Origin of the sequence: Streptomyces asoensis, assembly GCF_016860545.1 — a bacterium.
In the GTDB taxonomy this organism is placed as follows: Bacteria; Actinomycetota; Actinomycetes; order Streptomycetales; family Streptomycetaceae; genus Streptomyces; species Streptomyces asoensis.
In genome coordinates, this window is the sequence record NZ_BNEB01000005.1 from 552,430 (window position 1) to 569,260 (window position 16,831).

At 73.1% G+C, this 16,831-nt stretch carries 17 protein-coding genes; 4 read left to right on the forward strand and 13 right to left on the reverse strand.

Going from position 1 to position 16,831, the window contains the following annotated elements:
- Window positions 1-56 precede the first annotated feature (56 nt).
- Together Saso_RS25605 and Saso_RS25610 are read right to left on the reverse strand one after the other, a co-directional pair.
- Entirely contained in the window at window positions 57-299 is a 243-nt protein-coding gene (locus tag Saso_RS25605) for a DUF6411 family protein (protein ID WP_189925072.1), read from the reverse strand.
- Between the two features lie 67 nt (window positions 300-366).
- Entirely contained in the window at window positions 367-873 is a 507-nt protein-coding gene (locus tag Saso_RS25610; protein ID WP_229901403.1) for an Orn/Lys/Arg family decarboxylase, read from the reverse strand.
- Here Saso_RS25610 and Saso_RS25615 point away from each other — a divergent pair.
- The gene (locus tag Saso_RS25615) at window positions 787-1,248 is read left to right on the forward strand and encodes a TetR family transcriptional regulator (protein ID WP_307822351.1); all 462 of its coding nucleotides are present in this window, start codon (window positions 787-789) and stop codon (window positions 1,246-1,248) included. The genes Saso_RS25610 and Saso_RS25615 overlap by 87 nt on opposite strands.
- A 49-nt stretch (window positions 1,249-1,297) precedes the next feature.
- Here the strand turns inward: Saso_RS25615 and Saso_RS25620 are convergent, their stop codons facing one another.
- Entirely contained in the window at window positions 1,298-1,630 is a 333-nt protein-coding gene (locus tag Saso_RS25620) for a hypothetical protein (RefSeq protein WP_189924975.1), read from the reverse strand.
- Between the two features lie 242 nt (window positions 1,631-1,872).
- On the opposite strand from Saso_RS25620, the gene Saso_RS25625 reads away from it, so the two are divergent.
- On the forward strand, window positions 1,873-2,397 hold the full coding sequence (locus Saso_RS25625) for a gluconokinase (RefSeq protein ID WP_189924973.1): 525 nt from the start codon (window positions 1,873-1,875) through the stop codon (window positions 2,395-2,397).
- 107 nt (window positions 2,398-2,504) lie between these two features.
- A complete protein-coding gene (locus Saso_RS25630) occupies window positions 2,505-4,367 on the forward strand; it encodes a glycoside hydrolase family 15 protein (protein WP_268253230.1) in 1,863 nt (620 codons plus the stop codon).
- Here the strand turns inward: Saso_RS25630 and Saso_RS25635 are convergent.
- The 6 genes from Saso_RS25635 to Saso_RS25660 all read right to left on the reverse strand — a co-directional run bounded on the left by Saso_RS25635 (window position 4,336) and on the right by Saso_RS25660 (window position 12,380).
- Window positions 4,336-6,126, reverse strand: coding sequence for a cation:proton antiporter (locus Saso_RS25635; RefSeq protein ID WP_189924969.1), 1,791 nt, complete (start codon window positions 6,124-6,126; stop codon window positions 4,336-4,338). The genes Saso_RS25630 and Saso_RS25635 overlap by 32 nt on opposite strands.
- Window positions 6,127-6,176: 50 nt before the next feature.
- A complete protein-coding gene (locus Saso_RS25640) occupies window positions 6,177-7,217 on the reverse strand; it encodes a cytochrome d ubiquinol oxidase subunit II (RefSeq protein WP_229901402.1) in 1,041 nt (346 codons plus the stop codon).
- The gene (locus tag Saso_RS25645; RefSeq protein ID WP_189924967.1) at window positions 7,214-8,686 is read right to left on the reverse strand and encodes a cytochrome ubiquinol oxidase subunit I; all 1,473 of its coding nucleotides are present in this window, start codon (window positions 8,684-8,686) and stop codon (window positions 7,214-7,216) included. Before Saso_RS25645 ends, Saso_RS25640 begins: the two co-directional genes overlap by 4 nt.
- Window positions 8,687-8,721: 35 nt before the next feature.
- Window positions 8,722-9,561 (reverse strand): SDR family oxidoreductase, encoded by an 840-nt coding sequence (locus Saso_RS25650; protein WP_229901401.1) that lies wholly within the window; start codon window positions 9,559-9,561, stop codon window positions 8,722-8,724.
- Window positions 9,562-9,704: 143 nt separating this feature from the next.
- Window positions 9,705-11,285, reverse strand: a complete 1,581-nt coding sequence (locus tag Saso_RS25655; protein ID WP_189924965.1) for a GMC oxidoreductase — start codon at window positions 11,283-11,285, stop codon at window positions 9,705-9,707.
- Window positions 11,286-11,411: 126 nt separating this feature from the next.
- The gene (locus Saso_RS25660) at window positions 11,412-12,380 is read right to left on the reverse strand and encodes a cyclase family protein (protein WP_372442490.1); all 969 of its coding nucleotides are present in this window, start codon (window positions 12,378-12,380) and stop codon (window positions 11,412-11,414) included.
- Between the two features lie 343 nt (window positions 12,381-12,723).
- Between Saso_RS25660 and Saso_RS25665 the strand changes: the two genes are divergently transcribed.
- Window positions 12,724-13,953 carry a PP2C family protein-serine/threonine phosphatase gene (locus Saso_RS25665; RefSeq protein WP_189924963.1) on the forward strand — a complete coding sequence of 410 codons (1,230 nt, stop codon included), beginning with the start codon at window positions 12,724-12,726 and terminating at the stop codon, window positions 13,951-13,953.
- Window positions 13,954-13,968: 15 nt separating this feature from the next.
- Here the strand turns inward: Saso_RS25665 and Saso_RS25670 are convergent, their stop codons facing one another.
- The 4 genes from Saso_RS25670 to Saso_RS25685 all read right to left on the reverse strand — a co-directional run bounded on the left by Saso_RS25670 (window position 13,969) and on the right by Saso_RS25685 (window position 16,557).
- Window positions 13,969-14,442 carry a hypothetical protein gene (locus Saso_RS25670; protein WP_189924961.1) on the reverse strand — a complete coding sequence of 158 codons (474 nt, stop codon included), beginning with the start codon at window positions 14,440-14,442 and terminating at the stop codon, window positions 13,969-13,971.
- 153 nt (window positions 14,443-14,595) lie between these two features.
- A complete protein-coding gene (locus tag Saso_RS25675; RefSeq protein WP_189924959.1) occupies window positions 14,596-15,453 on the reverse strand; it encodes a DMT family transporter in 858 nt (285 codons plus the stop codon).
- A 262-nt stretch (window positions 15,454-15,715) separates the two neighbouring features.
- A complete protein-coding gene (locus tag Saso_RS25680) occupies window positions 15,716-16,144 on the reverse strand; it encodes a DUF3618 domain-containing protein (protein WP_189924957.1) in 429 nt (142 codons plus the stop codon).
- Window positions 16,141-16,557, reverse strand: a complete 417-nt coding sequence (locus Saso_RS25685) for a phage holin family protein (protein WP_189925066.1) — start codon at window positions 16,555-16,557, stop codon at window positions 16,141-16,143. Before Saso_RS25685 ends, Saso_RS25680 begins: the two co-directional genes overlap by 4 nt.
- Window positions 16,558-16,831: the final 274 nt, after the last annotated feature.

The window sequence follows — 16,831 nt, forward strand, 5'->3', positions numbered from 1 at the left end:
GACGGCGGGCCGCGCCCCGGCCAGGGGCTCCCAGGACGTCGGACGGTACGGGCAGGTCAGAACGGGAGGTGGCCACGCGCCCGGCGGCCGGCGGAGCCGCTGCGGCCCACGGCCCGCGAGCTGGACCGGAACGGCTTGCTCAGCCAGCGGCCCAGCGGGCCGGGTGCCTTGGAACCGGCCCGGGAACCCAGCCCCAGGGTGCGCTGCGCGCCGTTCTGGGGGTGCCTGCTCAGCCGCGGGACGACGAAGGCGAGTACCGCGAGAACGACGCAGAAGGCGATCACACCGACGATGATCATGGAAGTACTCCTGGGTGGGTCGAAACGGGTCCGAGCGCGTGGCACGACTCGGACGTGGTCCTGTTCGCTATCGACCCAGTGCCCGCTTCCGCGCGGGACACGCCCTACGACGCACCGCCGGCTCCGCGCCGGGCGGCCGTCCGCCGGGCCGCTGCGCTGGGCGGGCGCCGCGGCGCGGCCGCCCGCGTTGCCCGGTGCGGGTGTGCCGTCGGCCGCCGGGCGCAGGCATTCGATGAGGTAGTCGCCGGTCCGGGGTCGACGGTGACGCCATGGGTCTCGCTGCGGAATCCGGGAAACGGCGGTCGAAGGCTTCCAGGGCGCCGAGGTACCGCAGCAGCGGCCCGTCCGCGGCGCCGACGGCCTCGCCGGGCATGAGGACGGGGATGCCCGGCGGAGTGACGGTGACCATCGCGGCGGCCACCTGTCCCGGGGCGTCGGCCGGCCGGACCCGGTGGGTGCCGCCGCGCACCAGCCGCTGGTAGCAGGACTGCGGTGGGGCGACCGGCTCGGGGAGGTCCTGGAACGCGGTGTCCAGCAGGTCGACGAGGCGGGCCGACCGCGGGTGGTCGCGCATGTCCTGGCACAACCCGCGCAGGGTCAGGCCGGCGTCGCGGCCGCCGAGCTGGTGCGGGCGTGGCTCGCGGCGGCCGAGCACCGGCCCCTGCTGCGGCTGTGGGCCGAGGCCTACGCCCGTCCCCTCGTCGAGCCCGGTGGCTCCTGGGCCGGGTTCGCCCGGGCCACCGTGGACGACTGGCTCGACGTCCTCGCCGCCTGCCGGCCCCGGCCGGAGCGGGACGGCCCGGAAGGCGCCGTCCGCCGCACCCTGGCGCTGGCGGTCCTGCGCGGGGCACTGCTCGACCTGCTCGCCACCGACGACGAACAGCGGGTCACCGCCGCCGTCCACCGGCACCTGGAGATGCTGCGGCGCGGCGGCGGCGACGGCGCGTGACCGTGTCCGCCGGTGCCCGATGGTGTCGTCCGGGGTCCGTCGGCCTGTGTCAGTGGACGACGGTGAAGCTGCGCCACGGTCCGGTGGAGCGGACCGCCTCGTCCTGGGTCTGGGTGCTCAGGTAGGTGCTGTCCACGCCGGGCGGCTCGGAGCAGTCGGCCGTCTGGTAGAGCACGATGTCGCTCTGCGTGTAGTTGGCGACGTGGGTGACACCCTTGACGAAGCGGTGGCAGCCGTCGGACGACGGGTTCGAGATCTTCTCGACAGGCTTGACCCCGTCGCGCGTTTCGATCGTGCCGAGCGCCTGGTCGCCACAGGCTGTCAGAGCGGCGCCGAGCAGCATGATGCCTGCGAGGGCGGTCAGCGACCGTGATGCGGCCATCGAGGCCTCCTGGACTGGGTGTGCAGCTGGCGGAGAACGTCCTCCTGTCACCACTGTCCGTCACGATCACCGGTCGGGCCCGGTGAGTACTGCATTGCGGGGACGACGGCCGTGCGGGCGGGGGAAGGGGACGTCCTGCGGGCCGGTCGGCCACGGCAGGCGGGCGATGACGGGTGATCACGGGTGATGACGGGGCATAGTGGACGCGTACCAGTATCCCGCCGTCGTCCCGGGGAGGCTCGTTGGCCGCGCACGTCGGCGGTCCGCGCGTGGTGGTCGTGACGGGCGTCTCGGCTTCCGGGAAGTCCACCGTCGGCGCGTGGCTCGCGCGCGAACTCGGTGTGCCGTTCCAGGAGGGCGACGACCTGCATCCGGCGGCCAACCGGGCCAAGATGGCGTCCGGGCACCCGCTCGACGACGCCGATCGCCGGCCCTGGCTGGACGCTCTCGGCCGGTGGATCCGGACGGCGGCGGACGGGCGCGGAGGCGTCCTGACCTGTTCCGCGCTCAAGCGCGCCTACCGGGACCGGTTGCGGGGCACGGGGGCCGACGTGTGGTTCGTCCATCTCGCCCTCGACCCCGAGGTGGCCGCGACGCGGATCGCCCACCGGACCGGGCACTTCATGCCGCCCGCGCTGCTCGGCACCCAGTACGCCGATCTGGACCCCCTGGAGCCCGACGAGCCGGGCGTCACCGTCGACGCGTCCGGCGACCCGACGCGGGTCGAGGCCGACGCCCTGCGCGCCGCGACGCAGCCGCAGCGCTAGCGGGGCGGCGGGCCGGGACTCCCTGCGGCGGGCGGCGGGCCGCGCTCCCTCCGGCGGGCCGCCGCAGGGTCGCCGACTTACGCTGATCGGGGGGCGCGTTCGGGTGAATCTCACGCCGGAAGGACCTCCCGATGGACGACTACCCGCTGATCGAGAACCACGGTCTGCTCGGCGACCTCCAGACGTCGGCGCTGGTGAGCACCGACGGGACGGTCGACTGGTTCTGCTGCCCGCGCTTCGACTCCCCCAGCGTGTTCGGCGCGCTGCTGGACAAGGACAAGGGCGGACACTGCACGGTACGGCCCCGGCACGGGACCTACACGACCAAGCAGCTGTACCTCCCCGACACCGCGGTCCTGGTCACCCGTTTCATGACGGAGGCGGGCGCGGGAGAGGTGCTGGACTTCATGCCCGTGACGGGGTCCGCGGTCACCGCCCGCCACCGGCTGGTGCGCATACTGCGCTGCGTGCGCGGCAGCATGACGTTCGACGTCGAGATCGCCCCGCGCTTCGACTACGGGCGCTCGCCCCACCGGCTGCACCTCACCGAGCACGGAGCGGTGTTCGCCGCCGAGGACGGCTCGCAGCTCACCGTGCACGCCGTCCGGGAACCGCAGGACCGGCGCATCCTCCAGATCATGACGGACCGGCAGGACGACCTGCACTTCACACTGACCCTGGAGGCCGGCCAGGAACGCGGGCTGGTGCTGGAGTGGGCCGCCGACGGTCCGCCACGGGACGTGCGTCTCGCCGAGTACCAGCAGCTCTTCGGCCGCACGGTCGCGTTCTGGCGGACCTGGCTCGCGCAGTCGCAGTACACGGGACGCTGGCGCGAGACCGTGGAGCGCTCCGCGATCACGCTGAAGCTCATGACGTACGCGCCCAGCGGCGCCCTGGTGGCCGCCCCGACGGCGGCGCTCCCGGAGCAGCTCGGCGGCGAACGCAACTGGGACTACCGGTTCACCTGGATCCGCGACGCCTCCTTCTCCGTGTACGCCCTGCTGGGACTGGGCTTCACCGAGGAGGCCCGGGCATTCATCGGGTGGCTGAGCGACCGGGTCAAGGAACGGGCGGGCAGCGACGGGGACTCCGGGCCGCTCAACATCATGTACAAGGTCGACGGCTCCTCCGACCTGGAGGAGCAGACCCTCGGCCACTGGACAGGCTACGCGGGCTCCGCCCCGGTGCGCATCGGCAACGGCGCGGCCACCCAGCTCCAGCTGGACATCTACGGCGAGGCGCTGGACAGCATCTACTTCGCGCACCGGCACGGCATCCAGCTGGGGCACTACGGCTGGACGTCCCTGCTGACCAACCTGGACTGGCTGGTCGACCACTGGGACCAGGCCGGTGAGGGCCTGTGGGAGATACGGGGCGGGCGCCGGCACTTCACGTACGGCCGCGTGATGTCGTGGGTGGCCTTCGACCGCGCCCTGCGTCTGGCCGGGTCGAGCGGCCGGCCGGCCGCGGCGGACCGCTGGAGCGCGGCACGGGACACCATCTACGAGCAGGTGATGGCCAAGGGGTGGAGCGAGGGACAGCAGGCCTTCGTGCAGCACTACGGGAGCGATGTGCTGGACTCGTCGCTGCTGCGCATGGCGACGGTCGGCTTCCTGATCCCCGAGGACCCGATGTGGGCGTCGACCCTCGACGCCATGGAACGTGAACTGGTCAGCGACAGCCTGGTCTACCGGTACAACCCCGAGGCGTCCCCCGACGGGCTGCGGGGCTCCGAGGGGACGTTCTCGCTGTGCACGTTCATGTACGTCGACGCCCTGGCACGGGCCGGCCGCACCGACAAGGCGCGGCTGGTCTTCGAGAAGATGATGGGGTACGCCAACCATCTGGGGCTGTACTCGGAGGAGATCGACCTGACGGGGCGCCAACTGGGCAATTTCCCGCAGGCCTTCACGCACCTGGCGCTCATCGACGCGGCCATCACGCTCGACGCGGCCCTGAACCGCCGCTGACGGGGTCCGGCGCGGGTCCGAGAAGCACGAGGGTGTCGCCCTCGCCCGCGGTGGACGGCCGTCCTTCGGTGACCGGTTCGAGCCGTCCGTCGCCGCCCACGACGAACAGGGTGTCGCACCCCGGCGGGGGCGGGGCCGACGCGGGCTGCAACCGGAAGCGCGCGCCTGCCTCATGACGGGCCGTCAGGGTGTGGCGCGCGTACCGCGGACCGAACAGGACGGCCCCGCCCGTGTAAGGGGCGACGACGCCGCTGCCGCCGGGCGGCGGACCGACGCGGTGGACCGGGCCGTCGACATTGTCCTCCAGGACGATCGAGGCGAGGGCGTTGAAGTCGTCGTCGCCCGTGAGCAGGAGGACCGAGGTGACCCCTTCGAGCCGGGCCCGCGGGTCGCCGGCCACCGCCATGAGTTCGCCCGGGGCCAGTTCGAACCCCGCCTGTCCGATCCGCTCCCGCTCCTGTGCGCCTCCCGCCCACATCAGGACGTCGAGTCCGGCGGCACGCAGTGTGCGGGCGAGGTCGACGACCCAGGGATCGCCGCCCACCAGGAGCGGACGGGCGCGGGCCGGCCGCACCACCCCGAGCCGGCCGGCCACCGGTTTCGCGGTCAGCGCGTAGACGAGGACGGTCCCGACGATCACCAGGAAGGTGACGGGCAGGATCTTGTCCGCGCCGCGCAGTCCGGCCGTGGTGAGCGACGCGGAGAAGGACGTCGCGGTGGACGCGGCGACGATGCCGCGCGGGGCCATCCAGCCGATGAAGGCACGCTCGCGGGCGGGCAGGTCGGTGCGCAGCGCCGAGAGCGCGGCCACCAGGGGTCTGACGAACAGGATCAGCAGCGCGACGAGGGCGAGCGTCGGCAGCAGCACCGGTACGAGCGACTTCGGCGTCACGGTGGCAGAGATGGAGACGAACAGCAGGCCGATGATCAGCTGCACCAGGGTCTCGAAGAACGGCCGGCGGGCGGGCATGTCGAACCCGGGCAGGTTCGCGACCGTCAGTCCGGCGACGATCGCGGCGATCAGCCCGGTGTCGTCGACGGCCATGTCGCAGCCCGCGGCCACCACGACCACGGTGGCCAGCTGGGCGAGCGTGCCGAGGGTCTCGCCGAGCCGCAGGACCCGCAGGGTGAACCACAGCAGGGCGGCTCCGACCGCGCCGCCGAGCAGTCCGACGGCGAGGGCGGCGCAGAACGAGCCGAAGCGGAAGTGACCGGTCTGGAGGCCTCCGGAGACGAGGGAGTGGAAGACGACGGCGCCGAGGATGCCGCCGACGGGGTCGATCAGCGAGCCCTCCCACATCAGGATCCGCCGTACCCGGTCGGACGGCCGGACATGCTCCAGGAGCGGCCCGACGACGGTCGGTCCCGACACCACGAGAACCATGCCGATCATGCTGGCGACGGCCGCCGGGACCCCGAACAGGGAGGGCGCCACCAGCAGGACGGTTCCCCAGGTGAGCAGCACGCCGAGCACCATGAGCCGCACGACGACGTTGCGCGTCCCGCCCTTGAGGTGGCGCAGGTCCAGGCCCAGTCCCGCGTCGTAGAGGATGATCGCCACCGCGACCGACACCAGGGGGGAGAAGGCCGGGCCCAGCAGTTCGTCCGGGTCGACGCTGTCGGTGAGGGCGCCGGCGGCGAACCCGGCCGGGAGCAGCACGATCAGGGCCGGGATCCGCAGCCGCCCGGCGAGGATCTGGGAACCGACGGCGAGGGCGAAGGTCAGGCCGATGCCCAGCAGGATCGAGTCCTCGCTCACGGCGCGCTCACCTCCTCGCGCGGGCCCGGCCCTGCGGGCACGTCACGGGGTCAGCCCTGGTCACCGGCGCCGCTGCGCCGCAGGTCGGCGTCGGTCAGGCTCTCGAGTTCGCCGTGGGTGTCGAGCCAGTACAGGAAGGCGACCGCGGGCACGACGAGGACCAGGGCGACGAGCGTGACGATCCCCAGCCAGCGCAGCGAGGTGTCCGCGCCGGCGCCCTCGGCGACCGTCAGCGAGGTCGGCACCAGATACGGGCGCTGCGCCAGACCCCAGGCGATCACCGCCGACGCGACGACGCCCACCGCGGCCACGCGTGACCAGGCGCCGGACGGACGGGTCAGCAGCCACACGGTGGCCGCCGTGGCGAGAGCCGAGACGACGACGAAGACCAGGCCCGCGCCATGGGTGAGCCCGTGCCAGGTGTGCGGCGCGTCGCCGTGGGTGACGAAGAGGGTGATCACGGCGAGTACCGCTACGGCCGCCAGGGCGCCGAGGGCGCGGCGCCGGAAGTAGCCGTCGAGCTGCGGCTCGGCGAAGCGGCGGGCGTCCGCGGAGAGGAAGACGGCGCCGAGGGAGGCGGTGGCGGCGACGGCGAGGAGGCCGAACAGCACCGAGGTGGGGTTGGCCCAGGCGTCGGTCGAGGCCCGGGTGGCCGCCGTGACCCGGCCCGAGGCCACTCCCCCGGCCGCGGCGCCGAGGAAGAACGGCGTGAGCAGGGAGGCGACGGCGAAGACGGCGCCGTACAGCCGTCGGCCGGCCAGCCGGCGCGCCGGTTTGCGCAGGGCGAAGCCGGCGCCGCGCAGGACGGTGCCGACCGCGGCCAGCGCCAGGGGCAGCCACATCGCCGTGAACACCCGCTGGAAGAAGACGGGGAAGCCCGTCCACATGATGACCAGGACGAAGATCAGCCAGACGTTGTTGACCTCCCACACCGGCGCCATCGCGTGGTCGATCAGCCGGCGGGGGCGTCGGCCGCGTTCGGCTCCGCCCGCGGTCAGGTCCCAGAAGCCGGCCCCGTAGTCGGTGCCGCCCGCGCAGGCGTAGGCGGCGATCGCGAGCAGCAGCACGACGGCCATGACGTCGGCGATCACGGGCGGCTCCCCGTCGGGGGTGCGGACCCGCCGCCGGCGGGCGTCGCGTCCGCGGGCACCGTGGAGCGCGGACCGTAGGGGGTGTCCGTCTCGGGGGCCGGCGGCCGGGGGCCGCCCCCGGCGTCGTCGAGCCGCCAGCGGGTCCGCATCCTCAGCAGTACCGCGAGGAACGAGCCGAACACGAAGACGTAGACCACGACGACCAGCGCGAACGTGGTCCACAGGCTGCCGGCGCGCGTCGACGTCACCGCTTCGGCGACCCGCATGTTCTGGTACACGATCCACGGCTGACGGCCGACCTCGGTGGTGATCCACCCGCATTCGACGGCGGCGACGGAGGCGACGCCCGCCACGGCGGCGCACCGGTAGAACCAGGGGGTGCGGGGCAGTCTGCGGCGGCGCAGCCAGATCAGCGCGTACCACAGGGCGAGCAGCGCGAGCCCGGATCCGATGCCGACCATGATGTCGAAGGTCCAGTGGGCGATGGTGGCCTGGGTCGGGGTCGGCCGGTCACCGGCCGGGACGGAGGTCAGCCCGGTCACCTCGGTGTCCGTGTGGAAGCCCGCGAGCACGGAGTCGAGCTGCGGGATCCGGATGCCGCCGGAGATGCTGCCGTCCGGATGCAGACGCCCGAAGAGGTATTCCGGGACATGGGTGTCGGTCTTCCAGACGATCTCCATGGCGGCGAACTTGACCGGCTGCTTCTGGAAGACCTGCCGGGCGATCGAGTCGCCCAGCATGAACTGCACGGGCGTGAACACCGCGGCGAGCGTGAAGGGCACGGTGAAGCCGAGCCGGTGGTAGCGGTCGCGGCGGCCGCGCAGCATGCCGACGGCGTACACACCGGCCGTGACATAGCCGGCCGTCACCAGCATCGCCACGACGAAGTGCCAGTACTGCGGTCCGAACATCGGAGTGAAGACGGCTTTCCAGATGTCCACGTCGACGGGGTTGCCGGCCTGGTCGAGGGTGAATCCGCGGGGGGTGTTCATCCAGGAGTTGGCGGCCAGGATGCCGAAGGCCCCGAGCAGGGCGGCGGCGGGCAGGGGCAGCCCGAGCAGGAAGTGCGTGCGGGCCGGCAGTCTGCGCCAGCCGTACAGGTAGATGGCGATGAGGACGGCCTCCAGGAAGAAGGCCCAGGCCTCGACACCGAACCCGATACCGAAGACGTCGCCCCACCGGCCCATCATGCCGGGCCACAGCAACCCGAACTCGAAGGAGAGCACGGTGCCGGTGACGACGCCGATGGCGAACTGGACCGCCATGACGGCCGACCACCGGCGCGCCAGCAGCAGGGCGGTCGGATCGCCGCGGCGCAGGCCGTAGCCGTGCATGATCAGGGTGATCAGCGGCAGGGCCACGCCCAGCGGAACCAGGATGATGTGGGAGGCGAGCGTGAAGGCCATCATCGATCGGGCCGGAAGCAGCTGTGCGGGGGCGTCCGCCAGGACGAGGGCAGCGGTGTGCATAGGTCTCTCCAGGGAGGCCGGAGCGAGGGAGTGCGTCAGCCGCCGGTGGCGAAGCCCGGGAAGAGCGTCATCCCTCCGTCCACGTAGAGGGTCGTGCCCACGACGTAGTCCATGAGGTCGGAGGCCAGGCCCACGGCCGCGTGGGCGATGTCCTGCGGGTCGCCGACGCGGTCGTAGGGGATGAGCCGCAGCAGGTCCTTCTCCGCGTCCGGGGTGTCCCAGGCGTCGCGGTTGATGGGCGTCCTGATGGCGCCCGGCGCGATCGCGTTGACCCGGATCTTCTTCGGGGCGAGCTCCTGGGCCAGCGTCTCCATCATCATCTGCACGCCGCCTTTGGAGGCCGCGTAGTTGACGTGCCCGGCCCACGGGATGATCTGGTGCACCGAGCTCATGCAGATGATCTTCCCGGCGGCGCTGGAGACCTCCGGCACGACGCCCCGCCGCAGGAACTCCTTCGTCGCCTCACGGGCGCACAGGAACTGCCCGGTGAGGTTGACGTCCAGCACCTTCTGCCACTGGGCGAGGGACATCTCGGGGAACGCGGCGTCGCGCTGCATGCCGGCGTTGGCGACCAGGATGTCGATGGTGCCGAATTCCTCGACCATCCGCTCCGTCATGGCGACGACCTGGTCCTCGTTCGAGACGTCGGCCTCGTAGGCCGCCGCCCGCACACCGAACGCCGTGATCTCCTCGACCACCTTGTCGGCTTCCTCCCGCCCGGCCACGTAGTTCACGACCACGTCGGCCCCGGCCCTTCCGAGGGCGACGGCCGTCGCCCGGCCGATCCCGGAGTTCGCGCCGGTGACCAGGGCCTTCTGACCCTTGAGCAGGTGCGCGGGAATCACATTGCGGGGTACGCCCTGGGTGGCACTCACGTCGACCTTCTCCTCCACTGCCTGACCCTGCCGGTTCAGGCGTCACACAACCACCGGGGGCGGGCCGGGGCGCGTCGGCGGGAGCCGCGTTGCGCCGATCGGCTGGAGATTTCGTCCGGGGGAAGGGCGGGGAGGCCGCCGGGTCAGCCGAGCCGCTCCAGGAGGCGGTCGCCCACGCGGAGGGCGTTCGCGATGGCCGTCAGGGACGGGTTGACCGCGCCGATGCTCGGGAAGAAGCTCGTGTCGACGACGTACAGGTTGTCCAGGTCGTGGGCCTTGCAGTCGACGTCCAGGGCCGAGCTCGCCGGATCGGTGCCGAAGCGGACCGTCCCGGCCTGGTGCGCGGTGGCGCCGATGGGCATGCCCTTGTGCAGGTAGATGCTGTGGGACAGCAGCCGGTGCTCGTGCATGCCGAGGTGGCCGAGCAGGTGCTGGAGCTTGTACCGCAGGCGTTCGAGTCCGGCGACGTTGTTGTCCTCGTCGAGCGTCAGCCGGATGCGCCCGTCGCCTTCGAGGGTGACCCGGTTGTCGGGACGCGGCAGGTCCTCCCCGCACAGCCAGAAGTCGACGGCGTGGTGGGCGAGGACCTCGAAGGGCATGTCCGGGCTCACCGCTCCCGCCCAGCGCGGTGCCTCGCCGTGGATCTGCTCGGCGTCCGACTTGCCGAGCATCTGGATGCCGCCGAGGGGGTAGTCCCAGTCGTCCGCGCCCAGGTACCAGTCGTGCAGGGCGAGCGTCTTCTGGAACCGGGTGTCGTTGGGCTCCTTCGAGACGGCCATCAGCGCGAGGTTGTTGTGCCGCATGTAGTGGCGGCCGACGCAGCCGGAGCTGTTGGCGAGGCCGTCGGGGTGCCGGTCGTTCGCCGAAGCGAGCAGCAGGGCCGCGGAGTTGACGGCACCGCAGGCCACGACCACGACGTCCGCGGCGAAGCGGGCCTCCTGGTCGTCGGGGAGCCGGACGACGACCGCGGTGACGTCACGTCCGGTGGGGCCGGTCTCCAGCCGGGTCACGCGGGCGTGGGTGATCATGTCGACGTTGGTGTGCTCGAGGGCCGGTTCCACGCAGATGACCTGCGCGTCGGACTTGGCGCGCACCAGACAGGGGAAGCCGTCGACGCGGTCGCAGCGGATGCAGGCGCTGCCGTGGGTGGCCCGTCCGTTCGCGTCCTGGGTGAGGTCGACCCCGATGGGCAGGTGGAAGGGGTGCAGGCCCTGCTTCTCCAGATCGTCGCTCAACTGCTGGATACGCGGCTCGTGTTCGACGGGCGGATGGGCGTACTGGGCGCTGCACGGGCCTTCGCCGGGGTCCTCGCCGTGCCGGCCGTGCACCCGGTAGAGGTGCTCGGCCTGGGTGTAGTAGGGCTCCAACTCGTCGTAGCCGATGGGCCAGGCCGGGGAGACGCCGTCGTGGTGGCGCAGTTCCCCGAAGTCCTCGGGCCGCAGCCGGAAGAGGGCGGCGCCGTAGAACTTGGTGTTGCCGCCGACGTAGTAGTTGACCTCCGGCGGGAACTCCTTGCCGTGCCGGTCGAGCCAGAACTCCGGTGCGCGGTACTTGCCCTTGACGAACACGGCGGTGGAGTCCCAGTTGTCGCGTTCGCGTGGCAGGTAGCCGCCGCGTTCGAGGATGAGGATCCGTTTGCCCGAGGGGGCCAGCCGGTGGGCGAGCGTGCCGCCTCCGGCGCCGGTCCCGATGATGACGACGTCGTACCGGGGGGTGTCGCTCATGGCGGCCACCGTCCTTGCCTGTGCGGTATCCGCTGGTGCCGGGACCCGCGTCCGGATCCGTTCCGCCCCTTTTCGAACGTATACGCCCCGTCCGTGCGCGGCACCTGGAACCGTCCGCGGGACGGGTCACAGCACGGCGATGGGATTCACCGGGGAGCCGGTGGCCGCCGGCAGGCGCAGCGGCGCGACCACGCACAGGAAGTGCCGGCGGCCGAGCCGCTCGCACTCCGACGCGAGCGGGTCGAGGTCCAGGTAGTCCAGGAGGTGCATCCCCAGGGCGTTCACGGCCAGGACGTGTACGGGGAAGGGCACTTCGGCGACCGCGGACGGCGCGGCGTCGTTGTTGCCGTCCGAGCCCAGTACGGCCACCCGGCGCTCGGCGAGGAGCTCCACCGCCGCCGGGTGCAGGCCGGCCCGTGCGCGTGCCGTGTCCCAGGCGCCGAGGCTGCGGCGGCGCAGGCGGTGGCCGACCCGCACGAACAGCAGGTCGCCGGGGCCGGCCCGGACGTGCTGGGCCGTCTCGGCCGCCACCAGGTCGGCGGCGGTCACCTGGTCGCCGGGTTCGAGCCACGGCACACCGCGCAGCCGGGGGACGTCCAGCAGGACCCCGCGTCCGACGATGCCGTCCTTGACGAGGTCCAGGGTCAGGGCGCCCGCGCCGTCCGGCGTCACGGTGTTAGCCGGGACACCGCCGTAGAGTTCCCCGTCGAACATGACGTGGCACAGGGCGTCGAGGTGGCTGTCGACGTCGCCGTGGACGTTCATGGCGAAGCGGTCGCGGGCGAAGTGCAGCCCCGGGGCGTCGGCCTCGCCGGGCCCGGGTGCGGTGATGCGGTGCGAGGCGGGTTGCGCGTTGTCGGGGGCGCTCTCCGTCTGCACGGGAGCTGCCAGCGAGACGGTGCGGCCCTCCCGGACCCCGGCGGCGGCCGCGACCACCCGCTCGGGGGTGAGGTGGCGCAGTGCCCCCGGCCGGTCGCCGGGGCCGGGCGGACCCTGCTCGCGCAGGCGGTCGTAGAAGGACCGGAAGTCCGCCTCCGACAGGGCGGGCGGCACCCCGTGCGGCGGCACGGGCGGTGGCTGCCGGCGCCTGGTCACGAGGATCCTCCGGCGGGGCGGGCGTCGGGCACCCGTCCGGCGGGCCGGCCCACGGGACGCCGCTCGGTCGCGTTCGTACGGCCCGTCACAGAAGCTCCCTCTCGTCCGGGCGGGGCGGTGGTCCCACTGTCCGCCTCCCCCGGGCGTCGCGCATCCGGGGCCGCCCGGCACCGGACGGGGCCGGGTACCGGCCGTTTCCCGGGCGGACCGGCGGCGGCCGCGCTCGCGTCCGCGCGGCGGGGAACGGGTGGGTTCCGGCCATCCGGTTTCCGGGCCGCGCCGCGATCTCCCTTCTATCGTGGAACGGCACAGTGACGCTCGGCACCGGGACAGGCGGCAGGACATGAGAAAACCGCGGATCGACTATGTGGCGGTCTTCCGAGCCCTGCCCGGCATGGTGGCACTCCTGACCCCCGATCTGGTGTACGCCGACGCCAACGACGACTTCCTGCGGCTGGCCGGACGGACCCGGGAGCAGTTGCTGGGCCGGTACATCTTCGACGTGTTCCCCGAGAACCCGAACGATCCGGCCGCGGCCGGCATGCGCGAGACGCGGGAGTCGATGCTGCGGGTGGTGGCCACCGGCGAGCGCGACACCATGGCGCTGCTGCGCTACGACATCGAGGACCCCCAGCGGCCCGGCGTCTGGCGCGAGCACTACTGGAGCCCGGTGAACGCGCCCGTCCAGGACCCCGACGGCCAGGTGGCGCTGGTCGTGCACCGGGTGGAGGAGGTCACCGAACTCATCCACGCCCGCGGCGGCACGAACGGCGGGGCCCGGGCCCGGGTGCTGGAGGCCGAGCTGTACACCCGGGCCCGCGAGCTCCAGGAGGTCAACGAGCGCCTCCGGCAGGCGCACGCCCACGAACGCGAGGTCGCGCTGGCCCTCCAGGCGGCGATGCTGCCCGCGCCCGGCCCGACCGGACCGCACGCGGCGGCCGTGCGCTACCGGCCGGCCCTCGGCGCGCTGAACGTGTGCGGCGACTGGTACGACCTCGTCGACCTGCCGGGCGACAACCTCGCGGTCGCCGTCGGCGACGTCGTGGGGCACGGACTCGCGGCGGCCTGCGCGATGGGGCAGCTGCGCAGCGCCCTGAGCGCCGCCTGCCGGGTGGCCGACGGTCCGGCGCAGGCCGTGGAGGCCCTGGGCCTGTACGCCCGCTTCGTGGAGGGGGCCGAGGCCACCACCGTCGTGACGACGTTCATCGACTGGGACCGTCGCACCATCGCCTACAGCTCGGCCGGGCATCCGCCGCCGGTCCTGGCGCACGCCGACGGCACGGTCACGTTCCTGGACCGCGCCACCGACCCGCCGCTGGCCGCCCGGCCCGAGCATCTCCCCCGCCCGCAGGCGCACACCCGGTTCACCGAGGGCGATACCCTCGTCCTGTACACCGACGGTCTGATCGAGCGCCGCGGCGAGGACATCTACACGGGCCTGGACCGGCTGGCGGAGTCCGTCACCCGCCACCGGCACGCGCCGCCCGAGGCGCTGGCCGACGCGCTGCTGGGCGACCTCCTGCCCACCATGGGCAGCACCGACGACACCGCCCTGATCGTCCTGCGGCTGTGACCGCGCCGGGACGGGTCAGTCGAAGGGGCGGGCAGGCCCACGGGTGCCGGGGCTGTCGGGCCGTGCCGTGTGGTCGCGGTGGCCGCGGGTGCGGCGGGCTTCCTTCATCTCCGCCTCGTACAGGTGGCCGCGCCCGTCGGCGAGCTCCCGGACCGCCTCCTGCTCCAGTTCCCGGAAGGCCCGGTAGTACGTGCCGTCGTACGCCTCGACGATCTGGAAGGTCCAGTGGCCCGGGATGACGTTGCGTCCCAGGATCTCCGTCTCGACGCGTTCGGCCCAGACCGCGTGACCCGCCTCGCGCAGCAGTTCCACCGCGCGGTCCAGCTCCAGGTCGGCGGTGCCGGTGAGCTGGTGGAACGAGTAGAGGTGCCCGCGGGCCCGCTCGACGGTCTCCAGCGCCTTGGACAGCGAGCCGAGCGCCTCGACCGTCTTGTCGCCCACGCCCTCGGGGCGGCGGTGCTCCTCGTCCGGACCCTGGCGGTCGGTCATCGTTCGCCACTCCCTTCGACAGTGATCCCAGTGATCGGGCGATCCCAGTGACCGGGCCCGGGGCGGGCGGCGCCCCGGCCCTCCCCTCCTGTCCGCAAAAGCTCAGCACAACCCGGGGCCCCGGGCCCGCCGTGGCATCCGGACGGGCCCCGGTCATCGCACGACGTCGGCCAGGTGGGGCACCACCCGGGTCAGGCGCAGCACGCCGCGCAGGATGAACAGCGCCCCGATCGCCGCAGGGAGCAGCCACCAGCCGGTGCGGACGCTCTCGTCGAACAGGACGACGCCCAGCAGGAGGCTCACGGCCGCGTCACCGATGGTCAGGGCGGGCTGCGAGGCGACGAGGGGACCGGCCTGGAGGGAGTTCTCCAGCAGGAGCAGGGCCAGCACGCCGGTGAGGGCGAATCCGTAGGTCTGCCAGGTGGTCAGGAAGGCGGGCAGTCCCGCGTCGGCGAGGCGTCCCGTGGCCGACTTCAGCAGGGCGGCGGTCAGTGCGTTGCCGACGGCCGCGGCCGAGGCGAGCGCGGCGGCCCGGAACAGCGGCGAGGAGGACGAGCGCGCGAGGAGGAACGCGGCGGCCATCACCCCCAGGGTGACGATCAGGACCGGGATCCAGCGCGCCATGGAGGCCTGTTCGCGGGAGCCGGAGGGTGCCGCCGAGGCGAGGAGCACGGCCAGCCCGGCCACCACCGCGCCGACGGCCCACCAGCCGTCGCGAGACAGCCGGCGGTGCATCAGGGGCACCGCGATGAGCAGCGCGAAGGGGAGTTCGAGGATGAACAGGGGCTGGACCAGCGCCATGGGGCCGTTGACGAGGGCGAGGGCCTGGAACAGCGCGGCGCCCACCACGCCGGCGATGCCGATCGACCAGGCGGGCCGGCGTACGAGTGCGCGCAGCAGACGTACGCCGCCGCCCCGGGGCACCGTGGAGGCGGCCTTGCGCTGGAACGCGGTGCCCACCGCGTTGCTGACGGCGCCGAGGACGGCGAAGAGCACGGCAAGCACGATCATGAATCCACCTCGCCCGGCCGGACAGCCGTCGTACGGGGTGCAGCGGTGACCTTTCGTTCACCCGGCCGGTCTCCCGGGGCGGGGAAGCCGCCGAGGACTCCGACGGGGGCGTCCCGCGCCGCTCGCCGGGGGCGGCACCGCGCAGTCTCCCATCCGGGGACGCGGTCCGCAGGTCGGCGAGGGGCGCCGCCCGTGGGTGGGCGGCGCCCTCCGCCGACGCGCCTGCTCCGTGCCGCCGGCGTCTGCTTCGTGCCGCCTGCGTCTACTTCTTGCCGCGGCGCAGCAGCAGGTAGGCGAGGGCCACCGCCGCGGCGGCGCCGATGAGGGCGCCTCGGCGGTCGCGCACCTGGCTGGGTGCCTTCTCCTGCCAGAGCTGCTCGGCCTGCCCGGCCTTGGCCTTCACCTGGACGGCTGCCGCGGCCGCCGTCTCCTTGACCGGGGCGGGGACCTTCTCCTCGATCAGGTGGGCCGCCTCCGTGGCCTTCGCCCTGGCCTGCTCGGACAGGTGCGCCGCCGTGGTGCCCGCCTGTTCCTTCAGTGCGGTCGCCTTCTCCTGCGCGCGGGCCTTGACGTCCGTCTTCGCCGCCAGCGCCTCGACGGTCTCGCCGAGTTCGTGACGGGTCTGCTCGACCTGCCGGCGCAGCTCTTCGGGTCCGGCGGCGGTGGGCTCGTCCTGGGGTGGCTGGGTCATCGTCGTGCACTCTCCTTGATCTCCGACACATCGGCTTTCACGCTGTCGACGGTCCGCTCGGGGACCGGTGGGGCTGCCGCGCCGACCTGCTTCTTCCCGGTCAGGGCCAGCACCGCGGTGATCACCGCGAGCACGCCCGTGACGATCAGCGCGGCGGCCCACACCGGGAGCGGCACCGCGAGCGCCGCGATCGCGGTCGCGACCAGCGCCTGAAGGGTGAGGAAGCCGAAGAGTCCGGCCCCGCCGAACAGCCCGCCGCCCTTGCCGTAGCGTTTGCCCTTCTCGACCATCTCCGCCCGAGCGAGCTGCATTTCGCCGCGCACCAGCTCGGTCAGCTGCTGCGAAGCGCGCGTGACGAGCGTGCCGACGGAGTCGTCGCCGTCGGTCGTCCGTGCGCCGGGCGGGCCGTCCATGCCGTACCGTCCTGCTTCAGCCATCGCCTTCACCCCTTCCTCTCGGTGCAGGTCCGGGTACCCGGTGACCGGCGGTGACACCTCCCGCTTGCACAGGACGGCGAAGACGACCGGTCCGTCGGGCCTGGGCCCTCGTCCGCTCCGCGTCCGCGGCGGCGGGCAGCGGTGTGAGCTCGCTGGTGCAGAACCCGCAGCGGCGCGCCCGGGCGGGCACCGGGCTGAGGCACTCGGGGCAGTCCCGCTTGTCCGCCTGGACGTCCTGGTGCGGGGCGAA

Bases quoted from the DNA above. Each gene is read 5' to 3' on its own strand.
- Saso_RS25675 (WP_189924959.1), bottom strand. From the start codon at position 15,453: ATGATCGTGCTTGCCGTGCTCTTCGCCGTCCTCGGCGCCGTCAGCAAC.
- Saso_RS25680 (WP_189924957.1), bottom strand. From the start codon at position 16,144: ATGACCCAGCCACCCCAGGACGAGCCCACCGCCGCCGGACCCGAAGAG.
- Saso_RS25620 (WP_189924975.1), bottom strand. From the start codon at position 1,630: ATGGCCGCATCACGGTCGCTGACCGCCCTCGCAGGCATCATGCTGCTC.
- Saso_RS25685 (WP_189925066.1), bottom strand. From the start codon at position 16,557: ATGGACGGCCCGCCCGGCGCACGGACGACCGACGGCGACGACTCCGTC.
- Saso_RS25665 (WP_189924963.1), top strand. From the start codon at position 12,724: ATGAGAAAACCGCGGATCGACTATGTGGCGGTCTTCCGAGCCCTGCCC.
- Saso_RS25645 (WP_189924967.1), bottom strand. From the start codon at position 8,686: ATGCACACCGCTGCCCTCGTCCTGGCGGACGCCCCCGCACAGCTGCTT.
- Saso_RS25605 (WP_189925072.1), bottom strand. From the start codon at position 299: ATGATCATCGTCGGTGTGATCGCCTTCTGCGTCGTTCTCGCGGTACTC.
- Saso_RS25670 (WP_189924961.1), bottom strand. From the start codon at position 14,442: ATGACCGACCGCCAGGGTCCGGACGAGGAGCACCGCCGCCCCGAGGGC.
- Saso_RS25655 (WP_189924965.1), bottom strand. From the start codon at position 11,285: ATGAGCGACACCCCCCGGTACGACGTCGTCATCATCGGGACCGGCGCC.
- Saso_RS25610 (WP_229901403.1), bottom strand. From the start codon at position 873: ATGCGCGACCACCCGCGGTCGGCCCGCCTCGTCGACCTGCTGGACACC.